Source organism: Metabacillus herbersteinensis (genome assembly GCF_042433335.1).
GTDB lineage: Bacteria > Bacillota > Bacilli > Bacillales > Bacillaceae > Metabacillus > Metabacillus herbersteinensis.
In genome coordinates this window covers 380,499-407,493 of the sequence record NZ_JBHLVO010000002.1, presented here as the reverse complement: position 1 = coordinate 407,493, position 26,995 = coordinate 380,499, and the positions used below count along the sequence as shown (strand labels likewise).

22 protein-coding genes are annotated in these 26,995 nt (G+C 37.0%); 8 read left to right on the top strand and 14 right to left on the bottom strand.

The features are described 5' to 3' along the window. Nucleotides 1–171: 171 nt before the first annotated feature. Nucleotides 172–858, bottom strand: a complete 687-nt coding sequence (locus ACFFIX_RS04995; protein ID WP_378931135.1) for a YkyA family protein — start codon at nucleotides 856–858, stop codon at nucleotides 172–174. Between the two features lie 268 nt (nucleotides 859–1,126). Here ACFFIX_RS04995 and def point away from each other — a divergent pair, with 268 nt between their 5' ends. Next, nucleotides 1,127–1,681: a peptide deformylase gene (def, locus tag ACFFIX_RS04990; RefSeq protein ID WP_378931132.1), complete on the top strand. Its 555-nt coding sequence runs from the start codon at nucleotides 1,127–1,129 to the stop codon at nucleotides 1,679–1,681. Between the two features lie 64 nt (nucleotides 1,682–1,745). Here the strand turns inward: def and ACFFIX_RS04985 are convergent, their stop codons facing one another. Then, a complete protein-coding gene (locus ACFFIX_RS04985; RefSeq protein ID WP_378931130.1) occupies nucleotides 1,746–2,519 on the bottom strand; it encodes a Cof-type HAD-IIB family hydrolase in 774 nt (257 codons plus the stop codon). 22 nt (nucleotides 2,520–2,541) lie between these two features. Continuing rightward, nucleotides 2,542–3,444, bottom strand: a complete 903-nt coding sequence (locus tag ACFFIX_RS04980; protein WP_378931128.1) for a DMT family transporter — start codon at nucleotides 3,442–3,444, stop codon at nucleotides 2,542–2,544. A gap of 447 nt (nucleotides 3,445–3,891) precedes the next feature. On the opposite strand from ACFFIX_RS04980, the gene ACFFIX_RS04975 reads away from it, so the two are divergent. Beyond that, a complete protein-coding gene (locus ACFFIX_RS04975) occupies nucleotides 3,892–4,101 on the top strand; it encodes a DNA-dependent RNA polymerase subunit epsilon (RefSeq protein ID WP_378931126.1) in 210 nt (69 codons plus the stop codon). A gap of 6 nt (nucleotides 4,102–4,107) precedes the next feature. Continuing rightward, nucleotides 4,108–5,775: a ribonuclease J1 gene (rnjA, locus tag ACFFIX_RS04970; RefSeq protein WP_378931203.1), complete on the top strand. Its 1,668-nt coding sequence runs from the start codon at nucleotides 4,108–4,110 to the stop codon at nucleotides 5,773–5,775. A gap of 212 nt (nucleotides 5,776–5,987) precedes the next feature. Here the strand turns inward: rnjA and ACFFIX_RS04965 are convergent, their stop codons facing one another. From ACFFIX_RS04965 to ACFFIX_RS04945, 5 genes are all read right to left on the bottom strand, one after another. Further along, complete coding sequence (locus tag ACFFIX_RS04965; RefSeq protein ID WP_378931124.1) at nucleotides 5,988–6,650, bottom strand: potassium channel family protein; 663 nt, start codon at nucleotides 6,648–6,650, stop codon at nucleotides 5,988–5,990. Nucleotides 6,651–6,813: 163 nt separating this feature from the next. Beyond that, nucleotides 6,814–7,827, bottom strand: a complete 1,014-nt coding sequence (locus ACFFIX_RS04960) for a cytochrome d ubiquinol oxidase subunit II (RefSeq protein ID WP_378931122.1) — start codon at nucleotides 7,825–7,827, stop codon at nucleotides 6,814–6,816. An 18-nt stretch (nucleotides 7,828–7,845) separates the two neighbouring features. Continuing rightward, the gene (locus ACFFIX_RS04955) at nucleotides 7,846–9,177 is read right to left on the bottom strand and encodes a cytochrome ubiquinol oxidase subunit I (protein ID WP_378931119.1); all 1,332 of its coding nucleotides are present in this window, start codon (nucleotides 9,175–9,177) and stop codon (nucleotides 7,846–7,848) included. Between the two features lie 436 nt (nucleotides 9,178–9,613). Continuing rightward, nucleotides 9,614–10,861, bottom strand: coding sequence for a hemolysin family protein (locus tag ACFFIX_RS04950; protein WP_378931201.1), 1,248 nt, complete (start codon nucleotides 10,859–10,861; stop codon nucleotides 9,614–9,616). A gap of 132 nt (nucleotides 10,862–10,993) precedes the next feature. After that, the gene (locus tag ACFFIX_RS04945; protein WP_378931199.1) at nucleotides 10,994–11,845 is read right to left on the bottom strand and encodes a gamma-glutamylcyclotransferase family protein; all 852 of its coding nucleotides are present in this window, start codon (nucleotides 11,843–11,845) and stop codon (nucleotides 10,994–10,996) included. A 156-nt stretch (nucleotides 11,846–12,001) separates the two neighbouring features. Between ACFFIX_RS04945 and ACFFIX_RS04940 the strand changes: the two genes are divergently transcribed. Further along, the gene (locus tag ACFFIX_RS04940; protein WP_378931117.1) at nucleotides 12,002–13,087 is read left to right on the top strand and encodes an AbrB family protein; all 1,086 of its coding nucleotides are present in this window, start codon (nucleotides 12,002–12,004) and stop codon (nucleotides 13,085–13,087) included. Nucleotides 13,088–13,300: 213 nt separating this feature from the next. Here the strand turns inward: ACFFIX_RS04940 and recQ are convergent, their stop codons facing one another. Continuing rightward, the gene (gene recQ, locus ACFFIX_RS04935; protein ID WP_378931115.1) at nucleotides 13,301–15,439 is read right to left on the bottom strand and encodes a DNA helicase RecQ; all 2,139 of its coding nucleotides are present in this window, start codon (nucleotides 15,437–15,439) and stop codon (nucleotides 13,301–13,303) included. Between the two features lie 467 nt (nucleotides 15,440–15,906). Here recQ and mreBH point away from each other — a divergent pair, with 467 nt between their 5' ends. Together mreBH and ACFFIX_RS04925 are read left to right on the top strand one after the other, a co-directional pair. After that, the gene (mreBH, locus tag ACFFIX_RS04930) at nucleotides 15,907–16,914 is read left to right on the top strand and encodes a rod-share determining protein MreBH (protein ID WP_378931113.1); all 1,008 of its coding nucleotides are present in this window, start codon (nucleotides 15,907–15,909) and stop codon (nucleotides 16,912–16,914) included. Between the two features lie 233 nt (nucleotides 16,915–17,147). Next, nucleotides 17,148–17,279: a protein YkpC gene (locus tag ACFFIX_RS04925; RefSeq protein ID WP_378931111.1), complete on the top strand. Its 132-nt coding sequence runs from the start codon at nucleotides 17,148–17,150 to the stop codon at nucleotides 17,277–17,279. A gap of 75 nt (nucleotides 17,280–17,354) precedes the next feature. On the opposite strand, the gene abc-f is transcribed toward ACFFIX_RS04925, so the two are convergent. Both abc-f and ACFFIX_RS04915 read right to left on the bottom strand, forming a co-directional pair. Beyond that, nucleotides 17,355–19,082 carry a ribosomal protection-like ABC-F family protein gene (gene abc-f / locus ACFFIX_RS04920; RefSeq protein WP_378931109.1) on the bottom strand — a complete coding sequence of 576 codons (1,728 nt, stop codon included), beginning with the start codon at nucleotides 19,080–19,082 and terminating at the stop codon, nucleotides 17,355–17,357. 328 nt (nucleotides 19,083–19,410) lie between these two features. Next, nucleotides 19,411–20,577 carry an acyl-CoA dehydrogenase family protein gene (locus ACFFIX_RS04915; protein WP_378931107.1) on the bottom strand — a complete coding sequence of 389 codons (1,167 nt, stop codon included), beginning with the start codon at nucleotides 20,575–20,577 and terminating at the stop codon, nucleotides 19,411–19,413. Nucleotides 20,578–20,737: 160 nt separating this feature from the next. On the opposite strand from ACFFIX_RS04915, the gene ACFFIX_RS04910 reads away from it, so the two are divergent. Both ACFFIX_RS04910 and ACFFIX_RS04905 read left to right on the top strand, forming a co-directional pair. Further along, entirely contained in the window at nucleotides 20,738–21,970 is a 1,233-nt protein-coding gene (locus tag ACFFIX_RS04910; RefSeq protein ID WP_378931104.1) for an aminopeptidase, read from the top strand. 207 nt (nucleotides 21,971–22,177) lie between these two features. After that, complete coding sequence (locus tag ACFFIX_RS04905; RefSeq protein ID WP_378931102.1) at nucleotides 22,178–23,095, top strand: CobW family GTP-binding protein; 918 nt, start codon at nucleotides 22,178–22,180, stop codon at nucleotides 23,093–23,095. A gap of 150 nt (nucleotides 23,096–23,245) precedes the next feature. Here the strand turns inward: ACFFIX_RS04905 and ACFFIX_RS04900 are convergent, their stop codons facing one another. The 3 genes from ACFFIX_RS04900 to proV all read right to left on the bottom strand — a co-directional run bounded on the left by ACFFIX_RS04900 (nucleotide 23,246) and on the right by proV (nucleotide 26,870). After that, nucleotides 23,246–24,163 (bottom strand): ketopantoate reductase family protein, encoded by a 918-nt coding sequence (locus tag ACFFIX_RS04900; RefSeq protein ID WP_378931100.1) that lies wholly within the window; start codon nucleotides 24,161–24,163, stop codon nucleotides 23,246–23,248. A gap of 666 nt (nucleotides 24,164–24,829) precedes the next feature. After that, entirely contained in the window at nucleotides 24,830–25,672 is an 843-nt protein-coding gene (locus ACFFIX_RS04895; RefSeq protein WP_378931098.1) for an ABC transporter permease, read from the bottom strand. Then, nucleotides 25,665–26,870, bottom strand: a complete 1,206-nt coding sequence (gene proV, locus ACFFIX_RS04890; protein WP_378931096.1) for a glycine betaine/L-proline ABC transporter ATP-binding protein ProV — start codon at nucleotides 26,868–26,870, stop codon at nucleotides 25,665–25,667. The genes ACFFIX_RS04895 and proV overlap by 8 nt, the downstream gene beginning before the upstream one ends. Between the last annotated feature and the right edge of the window lie 125 nt (nucleotides 26,871–26,995).

The following is a 26,995-nucleotide window of genomic DNA, read 5'->3' as shown; positions in this document are numbered from 1 at the left end:
GGATTTGTCTAGGGCTTCCTTCAGATTCCACGTCACCGTGGACACCCTTGCCTTCGACTAATGGTTCGCATATCCCAACGCCCATAACGGACTTCCACCGTCTAGTTGATGAACATGCCTGGCACACAAAAAAAAGAGAAAAGCCGCTGAGCTTCTCTCTTTAATGGATAATTATTTTGTTTCGTGGTCGTTGCTCTCTTCAACCTCTAATCCAGCTTGTTTATAAAACTCTAACTTCGTCTCATTATATTTTTCTGTTAAATCATTAAATTGTTCATTTTCATTTAAGACTATTTTATAGGACTCATTTATTTTAACTATTTGTTCTTCTAGTTGAGCAAATTCTAATTCTTTGTTTTGAAATAATTCGTACAGCTTTTTATCATTTGCGATCGCTATTTTATAAGAATCAAACAATTTTTCATAGGAAGTATAACGTTGTTCCATGATGTCCTTTAAGCTGTTTGCTTTTTCTTGAACATCTTCTTCTTTAATCTTTTCAATTTCAGAAGAAATCTTTTCAAATTCTACCTTAGCTGATGCAATACTTTCGCTTTCTTTTTCAGTTCTGCTTTCACGTTCTTCTACGACAGTAAGAGCTTCTTTTGAGAGACTGACAATTTGGTCATACTCTTTCATTCCTAAAGAAATAATTTCGTTATAAAGTTCATTTTCTTTTTTTTCTAAATCGATTAGCGGTTGCTGTTGTTGCTTAAATGTATCTTCTAAGGTAACGACTTTTTCTAGTGTTGTATAAATGTTTTCAGTTGGTGAGGCACCCATACATCCGGATAGAATGATCAAAGCACTCGTGACCATACCTATAATTAAAAACATTTTATTTCTTTTAACTAACATTATTTTCCCCCTTACCATGAACAGTTACTACTATAAAGTTTTCTTCAACATATTTCAATAATTCTTATAAAACTATTTTCTTCGACAAAGATAAAAATTCTTCTATTACTATCCTATGGGCTTGTCTACATAAGTAGTCCTTTTCTGTGATAAAAAAATTTATTAATCTACTTTTAAGAATACAAGCATTTCTTTTCGTTTCCTACTTTCTCCTTTATAATCAATGATATGTGAGTAGATAATCTATTTTTTAAGGAGTGTTGAACCAATGATTACGATGGCAGACATTATTAAGGAAGGGCATTCAACATTACGTGAAGTTGCTTCAGATGTTGTGGTACCGCCTCCTGCTGAAGATATTCATATATTACAGGAAATGCTTCAATACATAAAAAACAGTCAAGATCCAGTCATTGCAGAAGAATATGGATTGCGCCCTGGGATTGGGTTAGCAGCACCACAAATTAATGTTTCAAAAAGAATGATTGCAATTTATGTAGAAGATGAAAAAGGGGTTCAACATAGCTATGCATTGTTTAACCCCAAGATCGTTAGTCATTCTGTTGAAAAAAGTTATATTACTGGTGGTGAAGGCTGCCTCTCAGTCGATCGTGCAGTACCCGGCTATGTTCCTCGCCATGCAAGGATACGCGTGAAGGCACTAACGATTGATGGTGAACAATTAGATATAAGGTTAAGAGGATTGTTAGCTGTTGTTTTTCAACACGAAATCGACCATTTAAATGGGATCATGTTTTATGATCATATTAACCAGAATGAACCGTTTATGGAACCCGAGAATGCAATAGCGATTGAAAGATGATTGAATGTGCATTAAGTTTGTAAACTACAACAGAGGACTGACTATTTTTTGTCAGCCCTCTTTGTTATTTTATTAACCCTAAATGTTTTAATCCATGAGAAATGCCATCCATATCAACAGCTTTTGTGACATAGTCTGCAACCTCTTTTAGAGAAGGCACCGCATTTCCCATCGCTACACCAGTTCCTACGAACTCAATCATTTCTAAATCATTTAGTCCATCACCAAATGCGTAGATATCATCCTTATCGATATTTAGACGAGTCATTAACTGTTTAATCCCTTCTGCTTTTGATCCACCAAAGGGTAGAATATCGGTAGATAAGTCATGCCAACGGATAATCGTTAAATCTTGATAATGTTGATATCTTTCTTCTTCTCCACCTTTGCAGAATAGCAAGGTTTGGAAAATTTCATGATCCTTATAAAAATCAGGGTTAGATATCGGATGAGGGAATTTAAGTGTTCCCATGCTTTCTTCTATGTACGGATGATTGTCCATTGTCGCCATCATACTGTCTTCACTCATGAACACAAGGGGGTGCTTTACTTCACTTGCATACGCTAATAAATGCTCTAATGTTTCAGTTTTTAAAGGATTTCGGTAAATTACTTCTCCTTCAAACACAACATATTGTCCATTAAAACTAACAAAAGTCTGGATTCCAAGTTCTTTACGTAAATCCTCAAACATAAAGGGCGCACGTCCAGTCGCAATCGCAACGTGATGACCTTCATCCTTTAATTGCTGTATCACTGTTCGCGTTGAATTTGGAATTTGCTTATTATGATCTAATAATGTTCCATCTATATCAAAAAAGATAACTTTTCCATTCATGATTCATTCCTCTTTCCTAATTTTAAGTCGTTAATTTTGCAACCATAGGTTTTTTTGCTTTTGAAGTACTTAAATAAACACCAACTAAAACTACAAGTAAACCAATTACCATATTAGCTGAAATTTTCTCTTCTAACAACAGATAGCCCCAAATCATCGCTGTTATTGGTACAATATATGTAACAAGAGAAGCAAACTCTGCACTGCCCTCTTTCACCATATAATAATAAAATAAATAAGCAAAGCCTGACCCAAAAACGCCTAAACCAATCAGAGAGAAAAAATGACTCCAAGTAAAAACAACTGTCAGCGCGGAAGGAGTGGTTATCCATACTAAAGGTAAACTTATTAGTGTTGTTATTGACAGTGTTGTAATAGATACAAGGAACACAGATAGTTCCTTCAAATACCTTCTTGCAAGTTGAGCACCGAGTCCGTAACAAATCGTAGCAGCCAGCATTGTACCAACACCAATTAAATTTTCATTTAAAAAATAGCCTACATCTAAATTTAATAAAATTAAAATGCCTATAAAGCCTACAACGATTCCGATCCACTGTTTGCCTTTAACGCTAATTCCAAAAACAAGAGCACCTAACACAATCGTCCAAATAGGTGTAGTAGCATTGATAACAGAAGCAAAACTGCTTGAAATTGTTAGCTCACTCATTGCAATAAAACCAAATGGCAAAGCATTATTAAATAATGCAACGAAGATGAGCGGAACCCATGGTATACTTTTTAAGTCTTTTAATTCATTCCTTTTAAACACTAGTAAAAGAATAAGCAGTGTCATACTTCCGAATAAGCATCGCCAAAAGACAACCCCCCATGGCCCTAGAGTGCTTACTAAGATTTTAATAAAGAAGAATGAGGTTCCCCAAATCATACTTAATGTGAATAGAGCACTAAATAATTTTTTCATCTCTCTTTGTCCCTCTTTTCAAATCTGACAGCCTCTCACAAAGGTAGTCAATAAATTTACGCTAAAGGATAAAGAAATAATTGTCAATCACTATATTTCCCACGAATACCCATGAAAGCAATCTCAAAATCAGCGTATACTATAGAAGAAAATAAATATAGTGATCGGATTTTAATTTTACTTCATATTGACACCTCACTCTCTGGGAGTGATAAAGCAAACCCAAAAGGAGGAATTTATCAATGTTAAAAAAACTTAGAAAATCATTAAAAAAACAGTGGAAGCAGATATTAAACCGAAAAACAATTGCTTAAATCGTCGACCTTCTCTTAAAGGAGAATCAACTTAAACATCCTTCTCTCTTTCTCAAGGCTTGGCTTGAAGGTAAATATCGCATATAATAGAAAAAGTTAGTCTAACAAACGGAAGTTAAGGAGAGATTTGGCAATGGTTTTTAAAGTGTATTTTCAAGAAAAGGTAACAGAGGTACCGGTGCGAGAAAGTACGAATTCAATCTATATAGAAGCGGACACTGAAGGAGAAGTACGTTTAAAACTAAAAGATCGCCCTTATAACATTGAATATATTAACCCCTTACAGGGAGCGTACTTAGAATATGAGAAACAAAGTGTAAATTATAAAGTATTGGAGATTTGATGAGTGATGAAATTTGTTAAAAATGATCAAGTAGCCGTTTTCGCCTTAGGTGGACTAGGGGAAATCGGAAAAAATACGTACGGTGTGCAATTTCAAGATGAAATCATCCTAATTGATGCGGGAATTAAGTTTCCTGAGGACGAGCTATTAGGAATTGACTATGTTATCCCTGATTACACATATCTCGTTAAAAATGTAGACAAGATTAAAGGCTTATTTATTACACATGGTCATGAAGACCATATTGGTGGTATTCCTTACTTACTTCGACAAATAAATATTCCAGTTTATGGTGGTAAATTAGCACTTGGACTATTGCGTAACAAACTTGAAGAACATGGCTTGCTTCGGACAGCACAGCTTCATGAATATAAAGAAGAAGATGTAATAAAATTCCGTAAAACAGCGGTTACATTTTATAGAACTACTCACAGTATTCCAGATGCCTATGGTGTTGTTGTTAAAACGCCACCTGGAAACATCGTACACACAGGTGATTTCAAGTTTGATTTTACTCCAGTTGGAGAACCAGCTAACTTAACAAAAATGGCTGAAATTGGGGCTGAAGGGGTTCTGTGCTTACTCTCCGATAGTACGAACAGTGAAATCCCTAACTTTACAATGTCTGAAAGACGTGTTGGAGAAAGCATTCAAGAAATTTTCCGTAAGGTTGATGGCCGAGTTATTTTTGCCACGTTTGCTTCAAATATTCACCGTCTTCAACAAGTTGTTGAAGCATCTGTGCAGCACAATCGTAAAGTTGCTGTATTCGGACGAAGCATGGATTCGGCAATCACAATTGGACAAGACCTTGGGTATATAAGCTGTCCTAAGGATACATTTATTGATGCACATGAAATAAATCGACTTCCTGCTGATCGTGTAACGATTCTCTGTACGGGTAGCCAAGGCGAACCAATGGCCGCTCTCTCTCGTATTGCGAATGGAACACATCGTCAAATTCAAATTATTCCTGGAGATACAGTTGTCTTTTCGTCATCACCAATCCCAGGAAACACAATTAGTGTAAGTCGTACCATTAATTCTCTCTTCCGCGCTGGTGCTGAAGTTATTCATGGCTCTTTAAGCGATATTCATACATCTGGTCACGGTGGACAAGAAGAACAGAAATTAATGCTTCGATTAATGAAGCCTAAATACTTCATGCCAATTCACGGTGAGTACCGCATGCAAAAAATGCACGCTAAACTGGCAATCGATTGTGGTGTTGAGGAAGAAAATATCTTCCTTATGGATAATGGAGAAGTTCTAGCTATAAGTGAAAATGAAACTGGAATTTCTGGTAAGATACCGTCTGGGTCAGTTTATATAGACGGTAGCGGCATTGGTGATATAGGAAATATCGTATTGCGCGATCGTCGTATTCTTTCAGAAGAAGGTCTTGTGATCGTTGTCGTAAGCATCAATATGAAGGAATTCAAGATTTCTGCAGGTCCAGATATCATTTCACGTGGGTTCGTCTACATGAGGGAATCAGGTGATTTAATAAACGATGCTCAATCTCTCATTAACAAGCACTTAACGAAGATCATGGAACGACGAACTAGTCAATGGTCTGAAATTAAAAATGAAATTACCGACACACTTGCACCGTTTTTATATAAAAAAACAAAGCGACGTCCAATGATCTTACCGATTATTATGGAAGTTTAATTATCAACCAAAACGGCAGACACCTATGCAAGGTGTCTGCCGTTTTCTAATTCTTTGTAAGTGGCCGATATATCGTAAAGTCGCCACAACTATCTCTCAACAACGTTAGTAAATCGTTGTTTTCTAAACTTGATATCGAAACGGCCACTAATTATTCGTTTTTCGCCTTTCTAATACAAAAAACCAGACAAATTACTTGCCCGGCTTCTTAATTAGGAATTTAATAGTCTTTTTTCAAATCGGTTAATATCTGTGTCTGCACCAATTACAATTAAGATGTCACCTTTTTGAATTTGCTCATCTGCCTGAGGAGATACAATGATTTCTCTTCCCCTCTTCATTGCCACAATGTTAATTCCATATTTAGCACGAATATCTAAGTCTATAATCGTGTTTCCAATCAATCGATCGCTTGCAACGATTTCAACAATACTATGTTCATCGGAAAGCTCTAGATAATCCAAAACGTTGTTCGAAATAATGTTATGTGCAATTCGTCTCCCCATATCTCGTTCTGGATGAACAATGCGATCGGCACCTATTTTGGATAAAACTTTTTCGTGTTTGTCATTTTGAGCTTTTACGGTAATATTTTTGACACCAAGTTCCTTTAAAATAAGCGTTGTTAAAATACTTGCTTGAATATTATCACCTATTGCGACAATTACATGATCAAAATTGCGAATTCCGAGACTTTTTAACACAGTTTCATCTGTTGTATCGCCTACAACCGCATGTGAAGCAATCGTAGCATATTCGTTAACCTTTTCCTCATCGCTATCAATGGCCATTACTTCCATACCTTCATCACTAAGTGCTCGACAAATACTACCACCAAAACGTCCTAGACCGATTACAGCGAATTCTTTTTTCATATGTAACTCCTCCATGTAATTGCAAGACCTGTTTGTTTAGAATACTATCATATTTTTTGACATTATTACAGAAATGCTTGGTTTTTTCGGGGGATTTAAAAACCACCTAATTCACAAATTGAATTAGGTGGCATTCATTTTAATAACTGCGTACACTTTTTTATTATTTTTCTCCCTTAACATAATCAGCGTTAAATAAGAATAATCGTAAAAGCAAAATCAAAGATGGAATTAGTAGCAAAAGTCCGGCTATAAACGCGATGATTAAGGCTATTCCCATCGTTTCATTAGTAGAGCCCGAATAGATTGTGATAAATGGATCTAATATATAAGGTAAATGAGAAGCTCCATAGCCGAAAAATGCAAAGAAGAACTGAAGCATAACTAAAATAAACGCAGTGCCGTAATTTTTCTTCCTAATTATCAACCAGGTTGCAATTAGAAAGAATAGTAAAGACAAAGCAAACATCCACCAAATATCAATGGCATTATTAAAATGTCTTTCATTGTGCTGTTGCAGTGAAATAAAAACGAGTAAGCTTGCTAAAATTGTCGGTGGCGACCAAAACAAAGCAAATTTCCGTAAGATATCAAGCGCTGGTTCATCACCGGCTCGGTCTGCATAGTAGGTAAGAAATGTAGCACTAATAAACAAAACCGAAACAATGGCTAGTAAAACAACACTCCATGAGTAAAAGTTCGTAAACAATTCGTTTGCAAGGAAAACAACCGTTCCATCGCGTTCTTCTAGAAATCCACCTTCAGAAATCGTAAGAGTAGTGGATAAAGCGGCTGGAATTAACAAACCTGTTGCACCATATAAAAACGTGTAAAAGAAGCTCTTTTTCGCACCATAGTTTCCAAAAGCATAAAAGGATCCCCGAATCGCAATCAAAACTAAAGCAATGCTGCCTGGAATAAGTAATGCTGTGCCGTAGTAATAGGCAGTTTGTGGGAAAAAGCCAACAATTCCAACAAAAAAGAAAACAAAGAAGACATTTGTTACTTCCCAAACAGGTGATAAATACCTACTTATTACGTTGTTAATAATATGATCTCGTTTCGTTAATTCACCATAGAAGGCGAAGAAACCAGCACCAAAATCGATCGATGCCACTATTAAATATCCGTAAAGGAATAACCAAAGAACGGTTATTCCAATTAAAGGTATATCCATAACCTCCACCCTTTCATCTTAAAGTTTCGATTGGTACTCTAGCTCTGCTTCCACTGGTTTGTTTTTAAACATTTTTCTTAGAACTGTGACACAAAGCGTTCCAAGTATGGCGTAAAGGGCGAAGAACATGATGAACATTTTCCCCACATGATCAGAGGTTGTAGCACCCTCTGCAACTTTCATAAAGCCTCTCATTATCCATGGTTGGCGGCCGACTTCAGCGAAAATCCATCCCGCTTCTATTGCAATCATTGACAATGGTCCTGCCGCAACAATAAGCCAAAGCATCCCTTTATTGAAAGGATTAAATTTCTTAAACATCCATAAAGCCATGAATAAAATCGAAACACCAATTCCGTACATCCCAATTGTAATCATCGTATCAAACATATAATGAACCCATAACGGAGGGCGCTCATCCTCTGGCGTTTCATTTAATCCCGTTACCTCTGCATTAAAGTCACTGTAAGATAAGAAGCTTAACATCTTTGGAATTCTAATTGCATTTTCAACCTCACCTTGTTCATTCAATGTACCGTATAGAATTAATTCAGCACCTCTTTCGGTTTCAAAGTGCCACTCACCTGCTGCAAGCTTTTCAGGTTGATGTTCTGCAAGAAACTTAGCTGATAAATCTCCTGCCAGTGCAGTTGCAAAGGTAAAGATTAGTGCACACGTCATTGTTAATTTTAGCGCTTTCTTGTGATAATCTCCTCGTTGTCCTTTAATGATCATAAATGCAGTAATAGCTGCAAGTATAAATGCTGATGTCATGTACGAAGACGCTACAACGTGAAAGACCTTCGAAGGTGTTGCCGGATTTAAAATTGCCGCAATTGGGTCAATTGCCGTGATTGTTTTACCCATTAATGTAAAACCTTGTGGAGTATTCATAAACGCATTTACGGTCGTAATAAACACTGCTGACAGAGTCGAACCAATCACAATCGGAATCGTTAATAACCAATGATAAATTGGTTTCTTAAAGCGGTCCCACGTATATAAATAGATACCAAGAAAGATAGCTTCAAAGAAAAAAGCGAATGTCTCCAGGAAAAGTGGCAAACTAATGACTTGTCCTGCAATCTCCATAAAACTCGGCCAAAGCAATGAAAGCTGCAGTCCTATACAAGTACCTGTGACGACACCAACTGCAACTGTAACCACAAATCCACGGGTCCATCGTTTTGCTAAAAGCAAATAATGCGGATCATTTTTCTTAATTCCTATAAATTCAGCTATCGAAATAAGGATTGGAACCCCAACACCGATCGTTGCGAAAATAATATGAAATGCTAACGTCATTGAAGTAAGCATCCTACTTAAGGTAACACTATCTAATTCAGACATTCACACACAACTCCTTTGTTAAAAGCGTCTAATGTACTTTTCACTATACTATTATTGTAAAACCTTTAAATACCTTTGTGATGTGTTGAACATGAACAATTTGTGACGAATTTCACATACTTTTGTGAACATCACCTCCCCCCTCCTGTAAATACCCTGAAATACTAGTAAAATAACCTCAGCTTTTAAAAAAGCGCAAGCGCCTTGTTCATCCTCAGGCATAGCATAAGACGATTCTAGGGTAGAAGGCGTTCTTTTCCTTCAATTTAGAATTGACTTATGACCTCGAGCAGTCAAAGTTCATAATGTCTATCCAAGGCGCCTTTCTGATCTGCATCATGCAGCCCTCAGAAACGCAAAAAGGTAACTTAACATAATTGTCTAAGTCACCTGATACGCGAAGTTGAGCTTTTGCTAAAAAACAATTGCACATCGTTTAATTCTGTTTTTCAGTTTTTTTATTAAGAAAAACCTTTACTTTGCGAATTCTTCGTTCTTCAGCTTCTTCAATGGTTAGGGTAAGATGTTCATATTCAAACGTCTCACCCATAGTTGGAATTCGCTGGAACTGATTTACAATCCAGCCACCTAACGTGTGGTAACTTGTATCAGGTAGCTCGACATCTGTAACCCGTACAAAGTCATCTAATGAATAATCAGCATTAAAGAGATACGTCACCTCATCAAGTTGCTTCATTTCTTTTACACTCACATCATGCTCGTCCCATATATCTCCGACAATTTCTTCTAATATATCTTCAAGTGTAATTAAACCAGAGGTACCTCCAAATTCATCAATGACAATTGCCATATGAACTTTATGCTTTTGTAGTTCTGGAAGGATTGCGGATATTTTCATTGACTCCACAACAAACATTGGGTCCCGCAACAATTCTCTGATATTAATCTGCTCTTCATTTTGAACCAACGCTGTTAGAAAATCTCTTTCAGAGAGAATTCCAATCATATTGTCAATATGGTCCTCATATACCGGAATCCTTGAAAAACGTTCCTTAAAGAGTATGTCTTTAATTTCTTCAATAGGTTGGTTAACTTCAATTGAAATGATATCAATACGTGGTTTAATAATTTCAGCTACAATGATGTCATCGAAATCAAGAGAACGATGAATGAGTTCATTTTCATTTTTGTTTAGAACTCCTTCTTCCTCACTTTTGTTCAACATTGCTTTAATTTCACCCTCAGTAAATGAAGGTTCTTGATCCTTGTTACCCATTAATTTTGCAGCACCTTTTCTTAACCGGATAAAAAACCAGGTAATTGGAGACATAAGACGAATTAAAAATAGTAGTATACCTGAAATTTTTAATGAAAAGCTGTCAGCGTATTCTTTTGCTATTGATTTAGGGGGAATTTCTCCAAATATTAACACTAAAATTGTCACTACAAATGTACTTACAAAAACTCCGACACTTGGCCCAAAGATATCAATGGCAATAGTAGAAGATAGTGTTGCCGCCCCTATGTTAACTAAATTATTCCCAACTAGGATTGTTGATAGTGCTTGGTCAAAATGATTAATTATGTATAATGCCTTTTTTGCTCCACCTTTGCCTTCATCAGCGGAGTTTTTCAAACGAATTTTATTGACAGTTGAAAAGGCTGTTTCAGCAGAAGAAAAGAATGCTGACAAGGCTAATAACAAAATAAATAACAAAATCATACTCAAAGGTACATCCAAAAACCATCACTCTCCATAAAGTTTTATACACTCTATTATAAACAAGTTCAGGATAAAGAGGTATTTTCAAGCAATCATTTTACTATTATTCTATTCCATAGAAAATGAACTTTATCATTCTTCAAGATCATCAATTGTTTGAAGAGTAGTAGCATGTTTCTCAATCGATTTCACATAACCTTCACTCAAACGACCTGTCGCACCTCTAATAATCTCGAGTAAATAATGAGCAGGAGGAGCACATTCTGTCTTTTTTGTTTTAACAACAAAGGTTAAACAATCTTTATGGACCTCTCCATTTATCAGGATATCAACAAAAGTTGGCCGATAATAATCAATCAATACTCCTTCACGCATATACAAATAAGTTAGACCTTCTTTTGATATACTATATAAAATTCCTTCTGTTGTTCCACCATCCTCTACAATGTCAGCGCGACCTCCGTCTTCAAATTGAAACGTAAAACGAAGTGAATAATTTGGGAGTATTCCCGTTCCAATTATATCTGTGAAATGATGATCAACACTTGCTAATTTAAATCGTATATTGTCCATACAAGATCCATATGCGAAATAAGAAGTGTTTTCAGGTAGGTTTCTTTGATAACAGTATTCCTTCCAATCCCCACTTTTAATGAAGACATCAGCTTGCTCTTTTTCTTTTTTCGAAACATAACACCAAGCGTCGTATACGCGTTGATCACTGCTCACTTTTACAATTTTTTTCACAATGTGATCGCCATCCTTATAATGCTCTATCCATTCAAGCTTTTTAAGAATCATGTCATCTACTTCATAAAGTTCCCCGTATACAAGCCCTTCTCCTACTATCAAGGCCGGAAAATCACTTGATGTACACAGCAATTCTCCTTCTGTCGAAGCTTGTTCTGCGAGTAGCTTGGCTCCTTCTAAGTATTGATTAAGACTCATATGCCTTCGTGTCGAATCATATACAAATAGATTCATTGTTTCCAAAACTACACACTCCCATTATCATTTTATAGTACTAGGTAACAATTACTCTCTTAAAATCTCACATTTCCTTTCTCACTGCTTAGCCACGGAAAAAACACTTCATATGTGGTAAAATAAATGAGAATTACGGTTTTAAGGAGTAATGTGATGAGTGTTACTAAGCCTATTAAAATTATAGAAACCTACTCGATCGGATTGCTTGGTGGACTCATTTTTTTATTTTTAAATTGGCCACTTCCGTGGATTTTAGGACCGATGACCACTCTTATTTTATGGAAATCAAGTACATATCGAGACGTTTACTGCCCGAACTTATTAAAAAATAGTTCGTTTATTATCTTGGGGATTTATTTTGGACTTTCTTTCACAAAGGAAACGTTTTTAACTGTCGGACCTTATCTATTTCCCTTTTTACTTACAACATGTATATTAGTCGCAATAAGCATTGCAAACAGTATAATCATAAGTAAATTTACTAATGTAGATGTTGTGACAAGTGTTTTTGCTTCCATCCCAGGAGGATTGTCTGAAATGGTGGCAGCAAGTGAGTCTTTGAATGCAAATACAGCGCTTGTTACGATCTTTCAAACCGTCCGCTTACTAACAGTTGTCTTTCTTGTTCCCTTCTCTGTTTTACATCTTTTTCCTACAGATATGAGAGGCGGTCCTTTCGAGACAGTAAGCGCAGAAGAAGTTTCATCTGTTTTTAGCTATGGTTGGTTTATTCTTTGTGGATTTGTTGGTTGGTTATTACGAAAAAAGTTACCGGCTGCTTTTGTTATTGCTCCTTTATTAACAACAGGCGTATTGAATGTTCTTGAAGTCTCTTTGCCTGGCATACCAGTTCTATTATTAATTTTCGCTCAGCTTACAATTGGTATCAGTTTAGGAAGTAAAATAACCATACAAGATATCGTAAAAGGTGGAAAGTACTGTGGGTTTTACTTTGGTAGTACGATAATCTTAATTCTTGTGTCCTTTGGGTTAGGGTACCTATTATCTGCACAAACAGTTTTAGACTTACCTACAGCTATGTTAAGTTTGGCACCAGGCGGCCTTGTTGAAATGGTCCTTACAGCAACAGCCGTTAAAGCTGATCCTGCGATCGTAAGTTCACTTCAGTTTATTAGATTATTGTTCATTATCATTGTTGTGCCTGCTCTGCTAAAGTGGTGGTTCGGTAAAAAAAGCGCAAGCGCCTTGGTCAGCCCCGACAAGCATAAGGAGCTTTGAAATAGAAGGCGCTCTTTGCCTTCAATTTCAGAGTGACTTATGACCTCGAGGGGCTAGGCGCTGGAGCTGGATTCAGAAACGCATACTAAGTCTATAATTATAAAAGTTCTTCTAATATTATAAAAAAAGTAAACAAGCACTCCAATAATGTTGAAGTGCTTTATTTCATTGCAGAATTAGAAAACAGAGCCCTTGGTCTTCTTTCTTTTTTTTCTAAGCATATAGTGATAATTGTTGTTTGCAGATTACAGCTTTTATCGCGAAGTACTCCACTTCCCCTGGTAAGGCTTCTTTTAATGGCTTTAACGTTTCAGCCCCTAACTCGGAAATTTTTTCGATTATAATTGATTCATATTGTTGTGGAATAATTCGCGACCAATCTATATTATTTCCCTCTGTAGCACAGCGAATGATGTGGTTCTGCACCGTTATATTAGTCATTTCCCTCTTCTTAGCGATCTCTGCTACATCAAGGCCTTCATTAAACAGATCATACGTTAAGAGGTGGCTAGGTTTATCAGTCGAATTGTCAGAAGACCCAGTCTGACTTACTTCCTTCTGACTGATGAATGCTACACCATTTTCTTCGACATACTTCTTGATTACTTCAATAAACTCTTCACCGTAACGTTCCAGCTTTGTTTGTGCTACTCCTTTTACATTTAAGAATGCTTCTTCGGTCGTTGGAAATATGCCACTCATGTCTCTTAAAGTACTATCTGAAAAAATAATATAAGGTGGAACTCGATCTCTCGTGGCGATCTCTTTTCTTAACACCTTCAAAATTTCAAATAGATCATTATCTTCCACTATTTTCTTAATGACTTTAAGTTCCTTTTTGAACACTTTTTCTTTACCTAAAAGGACTTCTACCGCTTTAGGAGATAGTTCTAAAACAGGGTATTGAGCATTTGTTAAGGAAAGATATCCCTCTGCTATGAAATAATCAATGTAGCTTACAATTTGCTTTTCGGTTAGCTGTTTCATTAATCCATAAGTGGTAAGATTCTCAAATCCAAATTCCTGGATTCGTTTATTTTTGGAACCCTTTAAAACTTGAGCAACAAAGGTTTTTCCAAATCGTTCATTCATTCGTTTTATACAAGAAAACGTCATCAGCGCTTCTGTTGTTACATCTATCTTTTCGCGAGAATCTGTACAGTTCATGCAACGTCCACAATCTTCTAGTCCTTCTGTTTGACCGAAGTATTCAAGGATGTAAGTCTGCAGACATTTTTCTGTATGGCAAAAATCCGTTATTTGCTGCAACTTCACATATTCATGATGCTTTTTTTCCTCGCTTAAAACCGTTTGTTCAATTAAAAACTTTTGTAGCTGAATGTCTTGTGATGCAAAAAGTAATGAACATTCACTCGGTTCCCCATCACGGCCTGCTCGGCCTGCTTCTTGGTAATACGCTTCAATATTTCTCGGAATATTGTGATGAATCACGTATCGTACATTGGATTTATTAATACCCATCCCAAACGCATTTGTTGCGACCATTACGGATAAATTATCAAATTGAAATTGCTCTTGAACTGTATTCCGTTCTTCTTCAGTCAAACCTGCATGGTATTTTCCCACTTTCACTTGCTGTTTGCTTAAGAATTGGTGTAGCTCGTTTACTTCTTTTCTTGTCGCAGCATAGATGATACCGGCTTGGTTAGGGTTTTCCTTAATATAACGCAAGATATAATCGCGTTTATTTTCACCTTTAAGAATAGAAAAGGTTAAATTCTCACGACTAAAGCCGGTTAAAAAAGTATGCTGTTCTTCAATATCAAGTAAGCTAGAGATGTCTTTCGTTACTTCTTTTGTCGCGGTTGCTGTTAATGCCATGACAACTGGTCTCGGTGATATGTCCCTAATTAATTGGTGAATATGTCGATAGCTCGGGCGAAAATCATGTCCCCATTGTGAAATACAATGCGCTTCATCTACGGCTAGAATGGAAACTTTCACTGAGTCCAAGATATTTCGAAATTGTGGCGAGTCTAAGCGTTCAGGAGCAACGTATAAAATTTTACATGCCCCGCTTTTTACTTCAGAAAGACGAGTATGGATTTCATTTGCGGGTAGGCTGCTATTTATAAATGTTGAAGGTATACCTAAACTAGTGAGGGCATCAACTTGATCTTTCATTAATGAAATTAGCGGAGAAATAACAAGTGTCAATCCTTCAACCATTAAAGCTGGTACTTGATAGCACAGTGACTTACCGCCACCCGTAGGCATAATAGCTAATGTGTTATTTTCGCTTAATACATTTTCAATAATTGCTGCCTGTCCTTTACGGAAGCTTGAATATCCAAAGTATTGATTTAATATTTGTTCTGCTTTTTGTATCATATGATCACCCTTACTTAATGTAAATATGCTTTTTTCTTTGGTTCTTTATACTCCTAGTTTAACATGTTACCTACTTTTTTTGGTTGAACTTTTTAAAATTGAATTTTGTTTAATGTTTGATTAATAATGAAAAAGGATCTGACTATTTTCACCAGTCAGACCCTTTTTTCATTACATATTTCTTTTTAATCCAGTCTTATTTGTGAATCCAAACTGCTCCTATTCTTATAAGCGAAAAAGGACCTATTATCATATTTCCCTCGTAAAAATCCTCATATTTTAGTCCTAGAAAATGCATCAAAACAGAAGAGTTGCCCATGATAGTAAAAATATTCAACAATTTCATTTCTACTATATTACAATTAGATTACCAATTCTTTTCACTTCTTACATTACCCCCAAAAATCGACATTCTTTGTAGAACGATTATAGGAGACTCTAACTTTAGAAGGATTGGGTGAATTAATATGTTTTCAAACACTGAAATTGGAATTGACTTAGGCACTGCAAATATTTTAGTTTATAGCAAAAATAAAGGCATTGTGATAAATGAACCGTCTGTTGTGGCGATTGATACAGTAACAAAAAAAGTCCTAGCTGTCGGATCAGAGGCTAAAAGTATGATTGGGAAAACACCAGGTACAATCATCGCTGTTCGACCGTTAAAAGACGGGGTGATTGCAGACTATGACATTACGACTGAACTGCTCAAACAAGTGATGAAAAAGGCTTCAAAAAAGCTCGGATTTTCAATTCGGAAGCCTACTGTTGTTGTTTGTACACCATCTGGTGCAACAACCGTTGAAAGACGTGCGGTTCACGATGCAGTGAAGAACTCTGGAGCCAAGCATGTTCATTTAATTGAAGAACCTGTTGCTGCTGCGATTGGAGCAGACTTACCAGTGGATGAGCCGATAGCTAACGTCATTGTTGACATTGGCGGCGGTACAACCGAAGTAGCAATTATCTCGTTCGGCGGTGTAGTTTCTTGCCATTCCATTCGAATTGCAGGTGATCAACTTGACGAGGATATCATTCAATACGTGAGAAAAAATTATAATCTACTTATTGGTGAACGGACGGCAGAACAAATCAAAATGGAAATAGGCTACGCTTTAGTCGAACACGAAGAGATTAAAACGGATATTCGTGGCCGAGATTTAGTTACAGGACTTCCAAAAACGATTACACTATCATCCTTAGAGATGCAAAAAGCCATGAGAGAATCACTGCTTCATATTTTAGAAGCAATCCGAGCCACTTTGGAAGATTGTCCACCAGAGTTAAGTGGCGATATCGTTGACAGAGGTGTTATTTTAACTGGCGGAGGTGCACTTATGAAAGGGATCCAAGAGTGGCTAACAGAAGAAATTGTCGTTCCTGTTCATATAGCTCCAAGTCCATTAGAATCTGTCGCAATTGGTACGGGTCGTTCTCTTACAGTTATTCATCAGCTACAAAAAGCAGCTAAGTAAATTAGTTTAAACAAAAAGCAGGCGCTATCTTTAAGATAGTTGCCTGTTTTTAGTACCTCATTTTTAAAAAATTTACAATAACTTAACATTAAATTTGTCATCACGTTCTAACATTTTGAATACATTAAATTTGCTTGATAAATAAATAAATAACACCATCAAAGAAGGATCTACCCTCACAAAAAGAAGGGAAAATATTTACTCCATTTACATAAAAACAAGGAGGCTTTACCGTGAAAGATTTAAGTAGACGAATGATTATTAGTTTAACTCTGGCTAGTATAATTTTAGGAGGAATGAGCGTGACATTTGCTAATATGCCACCCTCTTCAACTAAAGATTATGTAACTGTTGAAGGAAAATGAAAACATAGCCTGTACCTAGATGAGTAGGAAAAGAGCTTGAAAGTGGGAATCTCTCTTTCAAGCTCCTTTCTATTCTTAACTTTTTTTTATGTCTTTCTTCCTTTTCGTAAGCTTTTGATACTCTAAATCTAGCAATTTGTATTTTTCATCACCATATGCAACTAAACTTAGCTCGCCTAAGATTGCTGTTAAACGAGTTTCGATCAACATTAACTCATGTTCATTCTCCTGTTGAGGTTGACGACGATTCTCTGTTTTTTCCAGAAGTTCTTCGATCCCCATTTCCACTCGTTTAATAGTGTTGTGTTCAAAAACGAGGAGCTTGTCACATAATTTTTTCAAAAAATAATAATCATGTGTCACAAGAATTAGCGTACCATTATAATCGGCTAACGTTTCTTCTAGCATTTCTCTGCTAGGTAAATCAAGGTGATTGGTTGGTTCGTCTAGGATTAGTACATCATGTTGAGTCATCAACAATCCTGTTAGTTTAAGTCGAGTTCGTTGTCCGAGACTTAATGTTTCAATCTTTTGTTGAAGGACATGCCCATATAAACCCATATTCGCTAAAAGCTTCTTCGCTTTTACAATTTCTTCTTTTGTTGTGAGATCGAGAGCTTGAAGTGGTGTTTGGTTTGGATTTAAATCATTAACATCTTGACTTAAATAGCCAATCTGAACAGAATCACTTTTCCACAACTCTCCCTGAGATAGGGTTTCTTCTCCCCTTAGCATTTTTAGTAACGTTGATTTACCGCAACCATTTGGCCCAACTACCCCAATTCTCTCTCCACTCGTAAGATAAAAATAACTGTTTTCAAACAAAGTTCTATTCTGAATAGTCTTGGAGAGGTTTCTTGCTTCAATAATTCGCTTTCCTCGTTTGTTTGCTTCCTCAAATTCAAAGTTAATTTTACCTTCAACTTTTGGATTTTCAGCTTTATTTTGTACTAATTCTTTTTGCAATCGGTTTTTCCTTGATTTGACCTGAATGTCCATTTTCTTTGCCTTTACTCGGTAATATTCCTTATAGCCATCTTGTTTGGTTGAGTTTCTATGGGCTTTTTCAGACCAATTTTCCAACTTGGATAGCATCGTTTCAATTCTTTTTTTCTCTTTTTGCTGTATTGAAAAACGATGCAATTGCTCCTCGTGTTGCCGTCTTTTCTCCGTTCGATAATCTGTATAAGTTCCTTGATAAGTCGTAAGAACCTCTTTATCCAATTCAAAAATTTGATCAACCGTTGAATCGAGAAAAAATCGATCATGAGAGATAATCAAAACTGCACCATTAAACATTTTTAGTTCATTCACAAGCCACTTAACGCCTTCTAAATCTAAATGATTGGTTGGCTCATCTAATATAAGAAATTCTGGATTTGCCGCCCACACTTTTGCCAGTGAAAGTTTTAATTTTTCTCCTCCACTCATGTTATCGATTCTTTGCTGGCCCCAGTTTAAAATCTTTTTTAATCCAAGTTGACTTGATAATTCTAAAAATGATTTATCCTTCGAATCTCTAATTACACGATTATAATCATGTGTTTCGTAGTCAACTGTCTGCAATAAATATTCGGTATTTACATATCCATTAGGATAATTAATTGTTCCGTTGTCCATCTCTAATTTCCCAGATAACAAATTGGCTAAAGTTGATTTCCCAGCACCGTTTGGTCCCACTAAACCGATACGGTCGCCATTTTTTATATCAAAATTTAGTTTTGCTAAAATCTTTTGCACTCCAAAACTCTTTTCAAGCTCTCTTACAGATAGTAAACAATGTTGAAGTTGATTAGAAGTCATAAAAAAATCCTCCCTATTAAACCTAGAGCGGATCTGCCTTAATTTGATGCACGAAAGAAGATCACAAAAACACACAGGTGCTTATGACCAAAATCAAACGCGAGTCAATTTTTGTACATCGTTTGTCTATAAGCATGATTCGATGCTTATATTCAAAAGCATACTTTTCCGGTAAGGAAATTTAATATGGGCAGACGTATCCTATTCTCTAAGTATCGTTTTTTGTTTTATTCACATTAAACGGTAGAAAATAGATTTTACTTCATCGGCCCAGTATCATTCCCTTCATATTTGTTAGGTTAAGTATATGTTGGAAGCTAAGATCATGTCAATACTCTGATAAAGCTCGGTCTGAAAGAATTTTAAAGGTGGTATCATCTGATGGAGGATTATGAAGGCCAGCACGAACATCTCGGTAATATCGTTGCATGGCGTTAGATTTAAATAGGCTTTGGCCGCCTACAATTCTCATCGCAAGATCAACTACCTCCACTGCCGTATTGGTTACAACCGTTTTAACTGTTGCAAGTTCCGCTCCAAGATTGTCACGTTGCTCACGTGTTTGATCCCATCTTTCTGCTGTATGGTACATTAGTGTTCTTGCTGTCATTAGTTTCAAGTCAATTTCAGCAATTTTCCTTCTTACTTCTGGCACTTCTGAAATTGGATGAGTTAGGCTCGTGGGTTGATAGGTTTTTGCAAAAGTAATTGCATCATTCCGGGCAGCTATTGCAACTCCCATATAGCAAGCCGGAATGTGTAAAAGCCAGCCTTGAACTGGAGGCTTTTTTAAGGAAGGTTTTATTTCAACCAAAGCTGCTTTATCTACCTCTACAGAATTTAAAATTAAATCATCACTTCTCGTCGCACGCATGCCAAGTGTATTCCATGTTGGTTGAATAGATATGCCATCAGAATATCTTGGTACTAGAAAATCACCGATCTCACCGGTTTCACTAATCGTAGCTGGGATAATAAAATAATCTAGAGCTGGAGCTAACGAAGTAAATATCTTCTTACCATTTATGACCCATTTTTCATCCTTTAAGGAAGCAGTTGTCTCTGGCTTCCCACCCCTTGCAGGACTTCCAGAGTTTGGTTCTGTAGCTGCACTATTTAATAACTTCTTATCTGTGAAGATTTCCTTGCACACTCGTTCGAAAGTCTCTTCCGACCATTTTTTCGTATCTCGAAGGTTCATGAGTATTCCTAAGTGCCAGCCTAAGCATAATGCAGTTGCTGCGTCTCCTTGGGCTATTTTTTCTTGAAGTAGTAAAAATTCATACAGTGATATCTCATCCCCGCCATATTCTTTAGGAATCGTAAGACTAAGATAGCCCTTCTTTTTTAACATCTCAAAGTTCTCAAATGGAAATGACGCATGTTCATCATAATATTCTGCTCTGGTCTGAAAAATCTCAGCTAACTCTGCTGCACTATTATAGAGCTGATGTTGTTTGTTCGTTTTCACAAAAGGTTGATCAATTATTTTCATACGATACACCTCTTTCTGCTTCTATTGTATCTGTTTTTTCATTTGTTTGAAAAGCGAAAGACACTGCTCTTTACTTTTTTAAGAAAGGAAATATTTTCTTCCATCAATTCATTCTGATAAAATAGAAAAGGTACGATTATTTTGTAGGGGGTAAATACATATGTCAACGTTTCAACAAAATCTAGAAAAGTACGCTGATTTAGCGGTCCGCGTTGGAGTAAATATTCAACAAGGTCAAAATCTCGTCGTAAATGCGGCAACATCTTCTGCTGAATTTGTGAGACTTGTCGTTAAAAAAGCATACGAAGCTGGTGCACGCAATGTATATGTAGAATGGCATGACGATGTAGTGACACGTACACGCTTTGAACTTGCGTCTGAAGAATCTTTGAGCGATTTCCCAGAATGGAAAGCAAGAGGATTAGAAACTTTGGCTGAAACAGATGCAGCATTTATGTCAGTCATCTCAAGTGATCCTGACTTACTTAGAGGCATTGATCCAACAAGAATGGCAGCTTCAAGTAAAGCATCGGGTACAGCGTTAACAAAATACCGTAATTATCTTCAAGCAGATAAAGCGAGTTGGACAGTTATTGCTGCTGCTTCAAAGGAATGGGCTGAAAAGGTATTCCCAGAAGTTGCAGCAGAACAACAAGTAAACGCACTTTGGGAAGCAATTTTTAAAGCAACACGCGTCGATCAAGAAAATCCAGTAGCCGCATGGGAGCAACATGATAAAAGTTTACATAGTAAAGTAGAATATTTAAATGACAAAAAGTACAAAAAACTACACTACATAGCCCCGGGTACTGATTTAACAGTTGAACTTCCAGAAACACATTTATGGGTTGGTGCTGGTAGTGAAAATGAAAAAGGAAACTTCTTTATGGCGAATATGCCAACTGAAGAAGTGTTCACAGTGCCCTCTCGAAATGGAGTTAACGGCGTTGTTGCAAGTACAAAGCCATTAAGTTATGCTGGCAATTTGATTGACAATTTTAGCTTAACATTTAAAGATGGTCGCATTGTCGACATGAAAGCAGAAGCAGGAGAAGAAGTGTTAAAACAACTCATCGACACGGATGAAGGCTCTCATTTTTTAGGAGAAATGGCATTAGTCGCTCATGATTCACCTATCTCTCAATCAGGTGTTCTATTCTATAACACTTTGTTTGATGAAAATGCTTCAAATCATTTTGCAATCGGAAATGGCTATGCATTTTGCGTTGAGGGCGGAAAGAAAATGTCTCGCGAAGAGCTAGAAACAGTTGGGGTTAACTCTAGTATTACGCACGTTGACTTTATGATCGGATCTGCTGATATGGACATCGACGGAATTACAGAGGATGGCAAATCAGAACCGATTTTCCGTAAAGGAACATGGGCGATCTAATTAAATACTAATTAATAAGGCATGAAAAATGAGTTTGAATTCCCTCTTTTTTCATGCCTTTTGTGTTTTATACTGCGTATTTCTCCCTTCACAAGTTTTCACAAACCGTTACTATACTATTGGTTTCTCTATTAACTTTGGACTCTTAAAATTATTGACAGATTAAAACGGATTACTTACGATGGAATAACTGAAAGGGGCTCAGAAATGAAACAAGTTGAAGTGTACATATTATCTGGTTTTCTCGGAGCAGGTAAAACAACTCTCCTCAAAAATATACTAGAACAAGAGCGTGACCAGCAGCGAAAAATTGCGGTTGTCATGAATGAGCTTGGTAAGGTTTCAATTGACTCACAAGCCGTTTCGGAGGATACACCTTTAAAGGAATTGCTAAATGGCTGTGTTTGCTGCACCATTCAAGGTCAGCTTGAAGCACATTTACAAGGGTTACTACAACAGCATGAGTTAGATGCGATTTATATTGAGACTACCGGTGTTGCACATCCTGTAGAAGTTCTAGACTCATGCATGTCCCCTTTATTTGCCGACAAGCTCGTCGTTCGGTCCATTGTTACATTAGTGGATGTGTTGCGGTGGAGAGATCGAGATGGGTTGAGCATTCAATTGCAAAGACTTTTACAAGAACAAGTAAAGCACGCGGATGTGGTGTTATTAAATAAAAGTGATCAGCTTACAGATTCAGAACAGGCTAGCCTCGTCCTCGAAATTCAAAACTTAAACCAACAAGGGAAAATCTTGCTAACACAGTTTGCGAGAATTCAGTTAAAGCAAATTCAAGAACAAGTCTTCACTCCAAAAAATGCGCATGAAGAAGTGAATGTTCACACACAGTTACACGTAAAAACGTATGTACACTCTTTTTCGAGGCCCATTAACTTAGATTCCTTTGAGGACTTCCTTAAAGCAATGCCTGATACCATTTATCGCATTAAAGGCTATCTGAAATTTGATCATGGTAAGGACACCTATCTTTTTCAATATTCCTATGGCATGCCACTTTATATGAAAGAACCAATGAATATGAAGAATACATTGGTATTTATCGGAGAGAACTTAGATCATGAGTGGTTAAAACGAGAGCTAGAGAAGCTTGAAGCTATTTAGTTAAAACAGGAAAAAACGACGCTAGTTCTTTCCTAGCGTCGTTTTTTTAACATTTAAGAAAGCATTGATACTAAGTCTGCGTTTCGCAAGTCCAGCTCCCGCGCATAGGACGTGCTAGTGCAGTCAATGCGACAGGACGTCGCGTTTTTTTTAACTATTTTGTTGTTCGTAAACTTTCAAGTTACTATACACCATTTCTAAAGTTGGTGCGTTTATGGAGTGTTTCTCAGCTAACTGTAACAGGTAACCTTGAAGATGGTCTCCTTCTACAGCGTCCCCCTTTTCCATGTCTCTTTGCATAGACGATTTCATACTAGGTGACATTTCGCTTATTTTCTTAATTTGGCTCTCTTCTACACCGTCTCGGATTGGTGCCCCTTCAGCACGCATAATTTGCCCAATTTCATAAAACAACTGACGAATCACTTCTCTCCCACCATCTGTGTCCCTGATCGGTCCAATTGGCGAACGGAATAGCGTGGTTACCCCTGATAATCCTGTAATGAACATATACTTATGCCACATGTCTGTGAGGATTTTGTCACTTCTTCTAATCGATGCTTTGGTTCCTGAAAGAAGCTGTTCAACTTTACTTATGCGTTCTGTTTTTTCACCGGATAACTCCCCGTATACAAGTTCATGGACCGGGCTAGTTTGAATGATTTTCCCCTCTGAACCTACCGTTGATTCTATAAAACATAAGCCGCCGAGAACTTTTTTTTCAGAGAAAGTTTCTATCAAGCGATCAAGATGCTGGATTCCATTTAACAAGGGGATGATCATAGTTTCTGGGCCAACATATGGCTTGATATCTTGAATGGCTTGTTCAAAATGATAGGATTTCATCCCTACTAAAATAAGGTCAAAAGGCTCTCCACTAGTTTCAGATGTAATTGTTTTGGGCTCGAGAGTGAGATCACCATGAACACTTTCAATCTGCAACCCTGTTTCACTTAGTAGTTGCTTGCGCTTTTCTCTTACTAGATAGGTTACATCTACACCCTTTTCAAGCAGTCGACCACCAAAATATCCACCAACTGCTCCTGCACCAACGATTAATATGCGCATGTTTAGTTGTCCCCCTTTTTCTTATAAGTCTAGTATAAGAAAGCGCTCACAGTTTGTCATGTAATGCGCTCACAGTTGGAGGAGTGGTGGTTTATTACCTAAATTAGTGAGAGATCTAAGATTGGTACGATTTCGACAGGGATTGGATTGATTTCGACAAAATTCAGTCTGATTTCGACAGAGAGCGGATTGATCTCGACAAAATTCAGCTTGATTTCGACTTTCTTTCACAAAATTGCTTTTTTAAAATTGGAAGCATTAGGCTCACTAATTAGAAAAGATTGCCCCGCTTATGTGGATGTTCTTACGCAATTGGGAATCGATGCTTCGGATTTGGTGAAAGGAGTTCATTGTCCAAGCTGCAATCTTATTTGTATGTTGAGACAAAAAGGAACCTGGATTTGTACAAACTGCAACTGTTCCTCCAAACTAGCACATCTTGACACACTTAATGACTATGCTCTGTTGATCAGTCCATATATTACCAATATATAACTCCGTGACTTTCTAATGCTACCCTCATCCTCCATTTCTGCAAAAATCCTAAAATCAATGAACCTAGACCAACAAGGATCAACACGAAATAGAAGGTATCTGTTACCAATTGTTACTAAATAAACACAAAAAAAGAGCACCCAACAATCTGAGTACTCCTTCTATTCCTACTTAACTATTCTGACGTCTCGACCCAAGGTATTGAGTCATTCGATCCAGAATAATGGCTAAAATAACAATTGAAATACCGGCTTCAAATCCAATCCCTACTTCTAGTCGCGAAACGGCGCGGAAAACATCTACTCCTAAACCAGGTGCTCCGACCAATGAGGCGATTACAACCATAGATAGTGCTAGCATGATACTTTGATTAATACCTGCTAAAATTGTTTTTGTTGCTAATGGTAGCTGGACTTTGAATAGTTTCTGCTTAGTAGTCGATCCAAACGCATTTGCTGCTTCTACAAGATCCTCCGGAACCTGGCGTATGCCTAGATTCGTTAAGCGAATTGTTGGAGGCATTGCAAAAATAACGGAAGATATAACTCCAGGTACTACACCAATTCCAAAGAAAAAGATTGCAGGAATTAAGTAAACGAACGCTGGCATTGTTTGCATAAAGTCTAAAATTGGCGTAATAACTCTTGATGCTCGCTCGCTCTGTGAGGCCCATATTCCAAGTGGAACCCCGATAATAACCGAAATAAACACAGAGGTTAAAACAAGTGCTAGTGTATCGATTGTTTGTTCCCAATATCCAATATTATGAATAAATAATAGACCAATTAAAGTGAAAATCGCAAACGTCCATTTTTTACTAACAATCCAAGCCAAAGCCGCAATAATTGCAATTAATCCAATTGCAGGTAAAAAAGTAAATATAGTTACGATGAACGTAACAATTCCATCGATCCATGATGATATTAATTCAAAGAGCCCTTCAAACGTTTCGGTTAAATAGGCTACAAATGTATCTACCCATTCTCCCAACGGAATTTTAGGAATATTAGTCATTGGTAATCACCTCTTTATTCTCGATGCCTGCAAGTGCTTGAATAACTCTTTCGCGCTTGACGATCCCTTTTAATCGATTACCCTCGTCCACGACTGGGAGAGGAAAGCGACTAATCGCCATTTTGTCATACAAGTTTTCTAATGTTGTATCTGTTGATACACTCGGAACATCTGTAGTCATAATTTCTGAAATTGGTCTTTCCTGTTTAATTGCAGTTGTGACATCATCTGCTGTGACAACTCCTAGAAACGTCTTCTTTTTATCAACAACATAAACACTTGAGAATCCTGCATCCTGCATAAGCTTAAGTGCTACACGAGGACCACGGTCAACTTGTATCGATTCAGCACGAATCATAACACTCTCAGCAGTAATAACCTTAGACATATTTACATCCTCAACAAAACGTTCTACATATTCATTTGCTGGGTTCGTCATAATTTCTTCAGGCGTACCAATCTGTACGATGCTTCCATCTTTCATAAGTGCAATTCGGTCGCCAATGCGCAATGCTTCGTCTAAATCATGTGTAATGAATATGATTGTTTTTTCCATTTTCGTTTGAAGTTCAAGCAATTCATCCTGCATGTCTTTTCGGATAAGAGGATCAAGTGCACTAAACGCTTCATCCATTAACAGGATATCGGGGTCATTCGCAAGAGCTCTTGCCAAGCCTACACGCTGCTGCATCCCACCGCTCAGTTCACTTGGATAGCTATTTTCATAGCCTTTTAACCCTACAAGTTCAAGTGAAACTGTTGCTTTTTTTTGTCGATCTTCCTTTGAATAACCTTGCACTTCTAATCCATATTCTGTATTTTCTAATACTGTACGGTGAGGAAATAATGCAAAGCGTTGAAAGACCATGCTCATTTTCTTTCGTCGCATTTCGCGTAATTTATCTTGTTTCATCGTCGTAACATCTTCCCCATCAAGAAAAATGTGTCCACTTGTTGGGTCTATTAATCGATTTAACAATCGAACAAGAGTTGATTTCCCACTTCCTGATAAACCCATGATGACAAAAATTTCACCGGACTTCACTTCAAAGCTTGCTGAATTTACCCCGACCGTCATGTTGGTTTCCTCAAGGATTTGTGATTTGGTTTTCCCTTTTCCTAACATATCAATCGCTTTTTGTGGATTTTTCCCAAAAACCTTTGATACATTTTCTACTCTAATTTTTACTGCATCCATTCTAACACCTCTCTGAAACTTTCTATGTTTGTTTAAGTAAGACTACTTCTAACAATACTTCAATCTACTATGTAATGAAAAAACAGTACCTCTCCCCAATTACATGGAAGGAAATAATTCCAAAA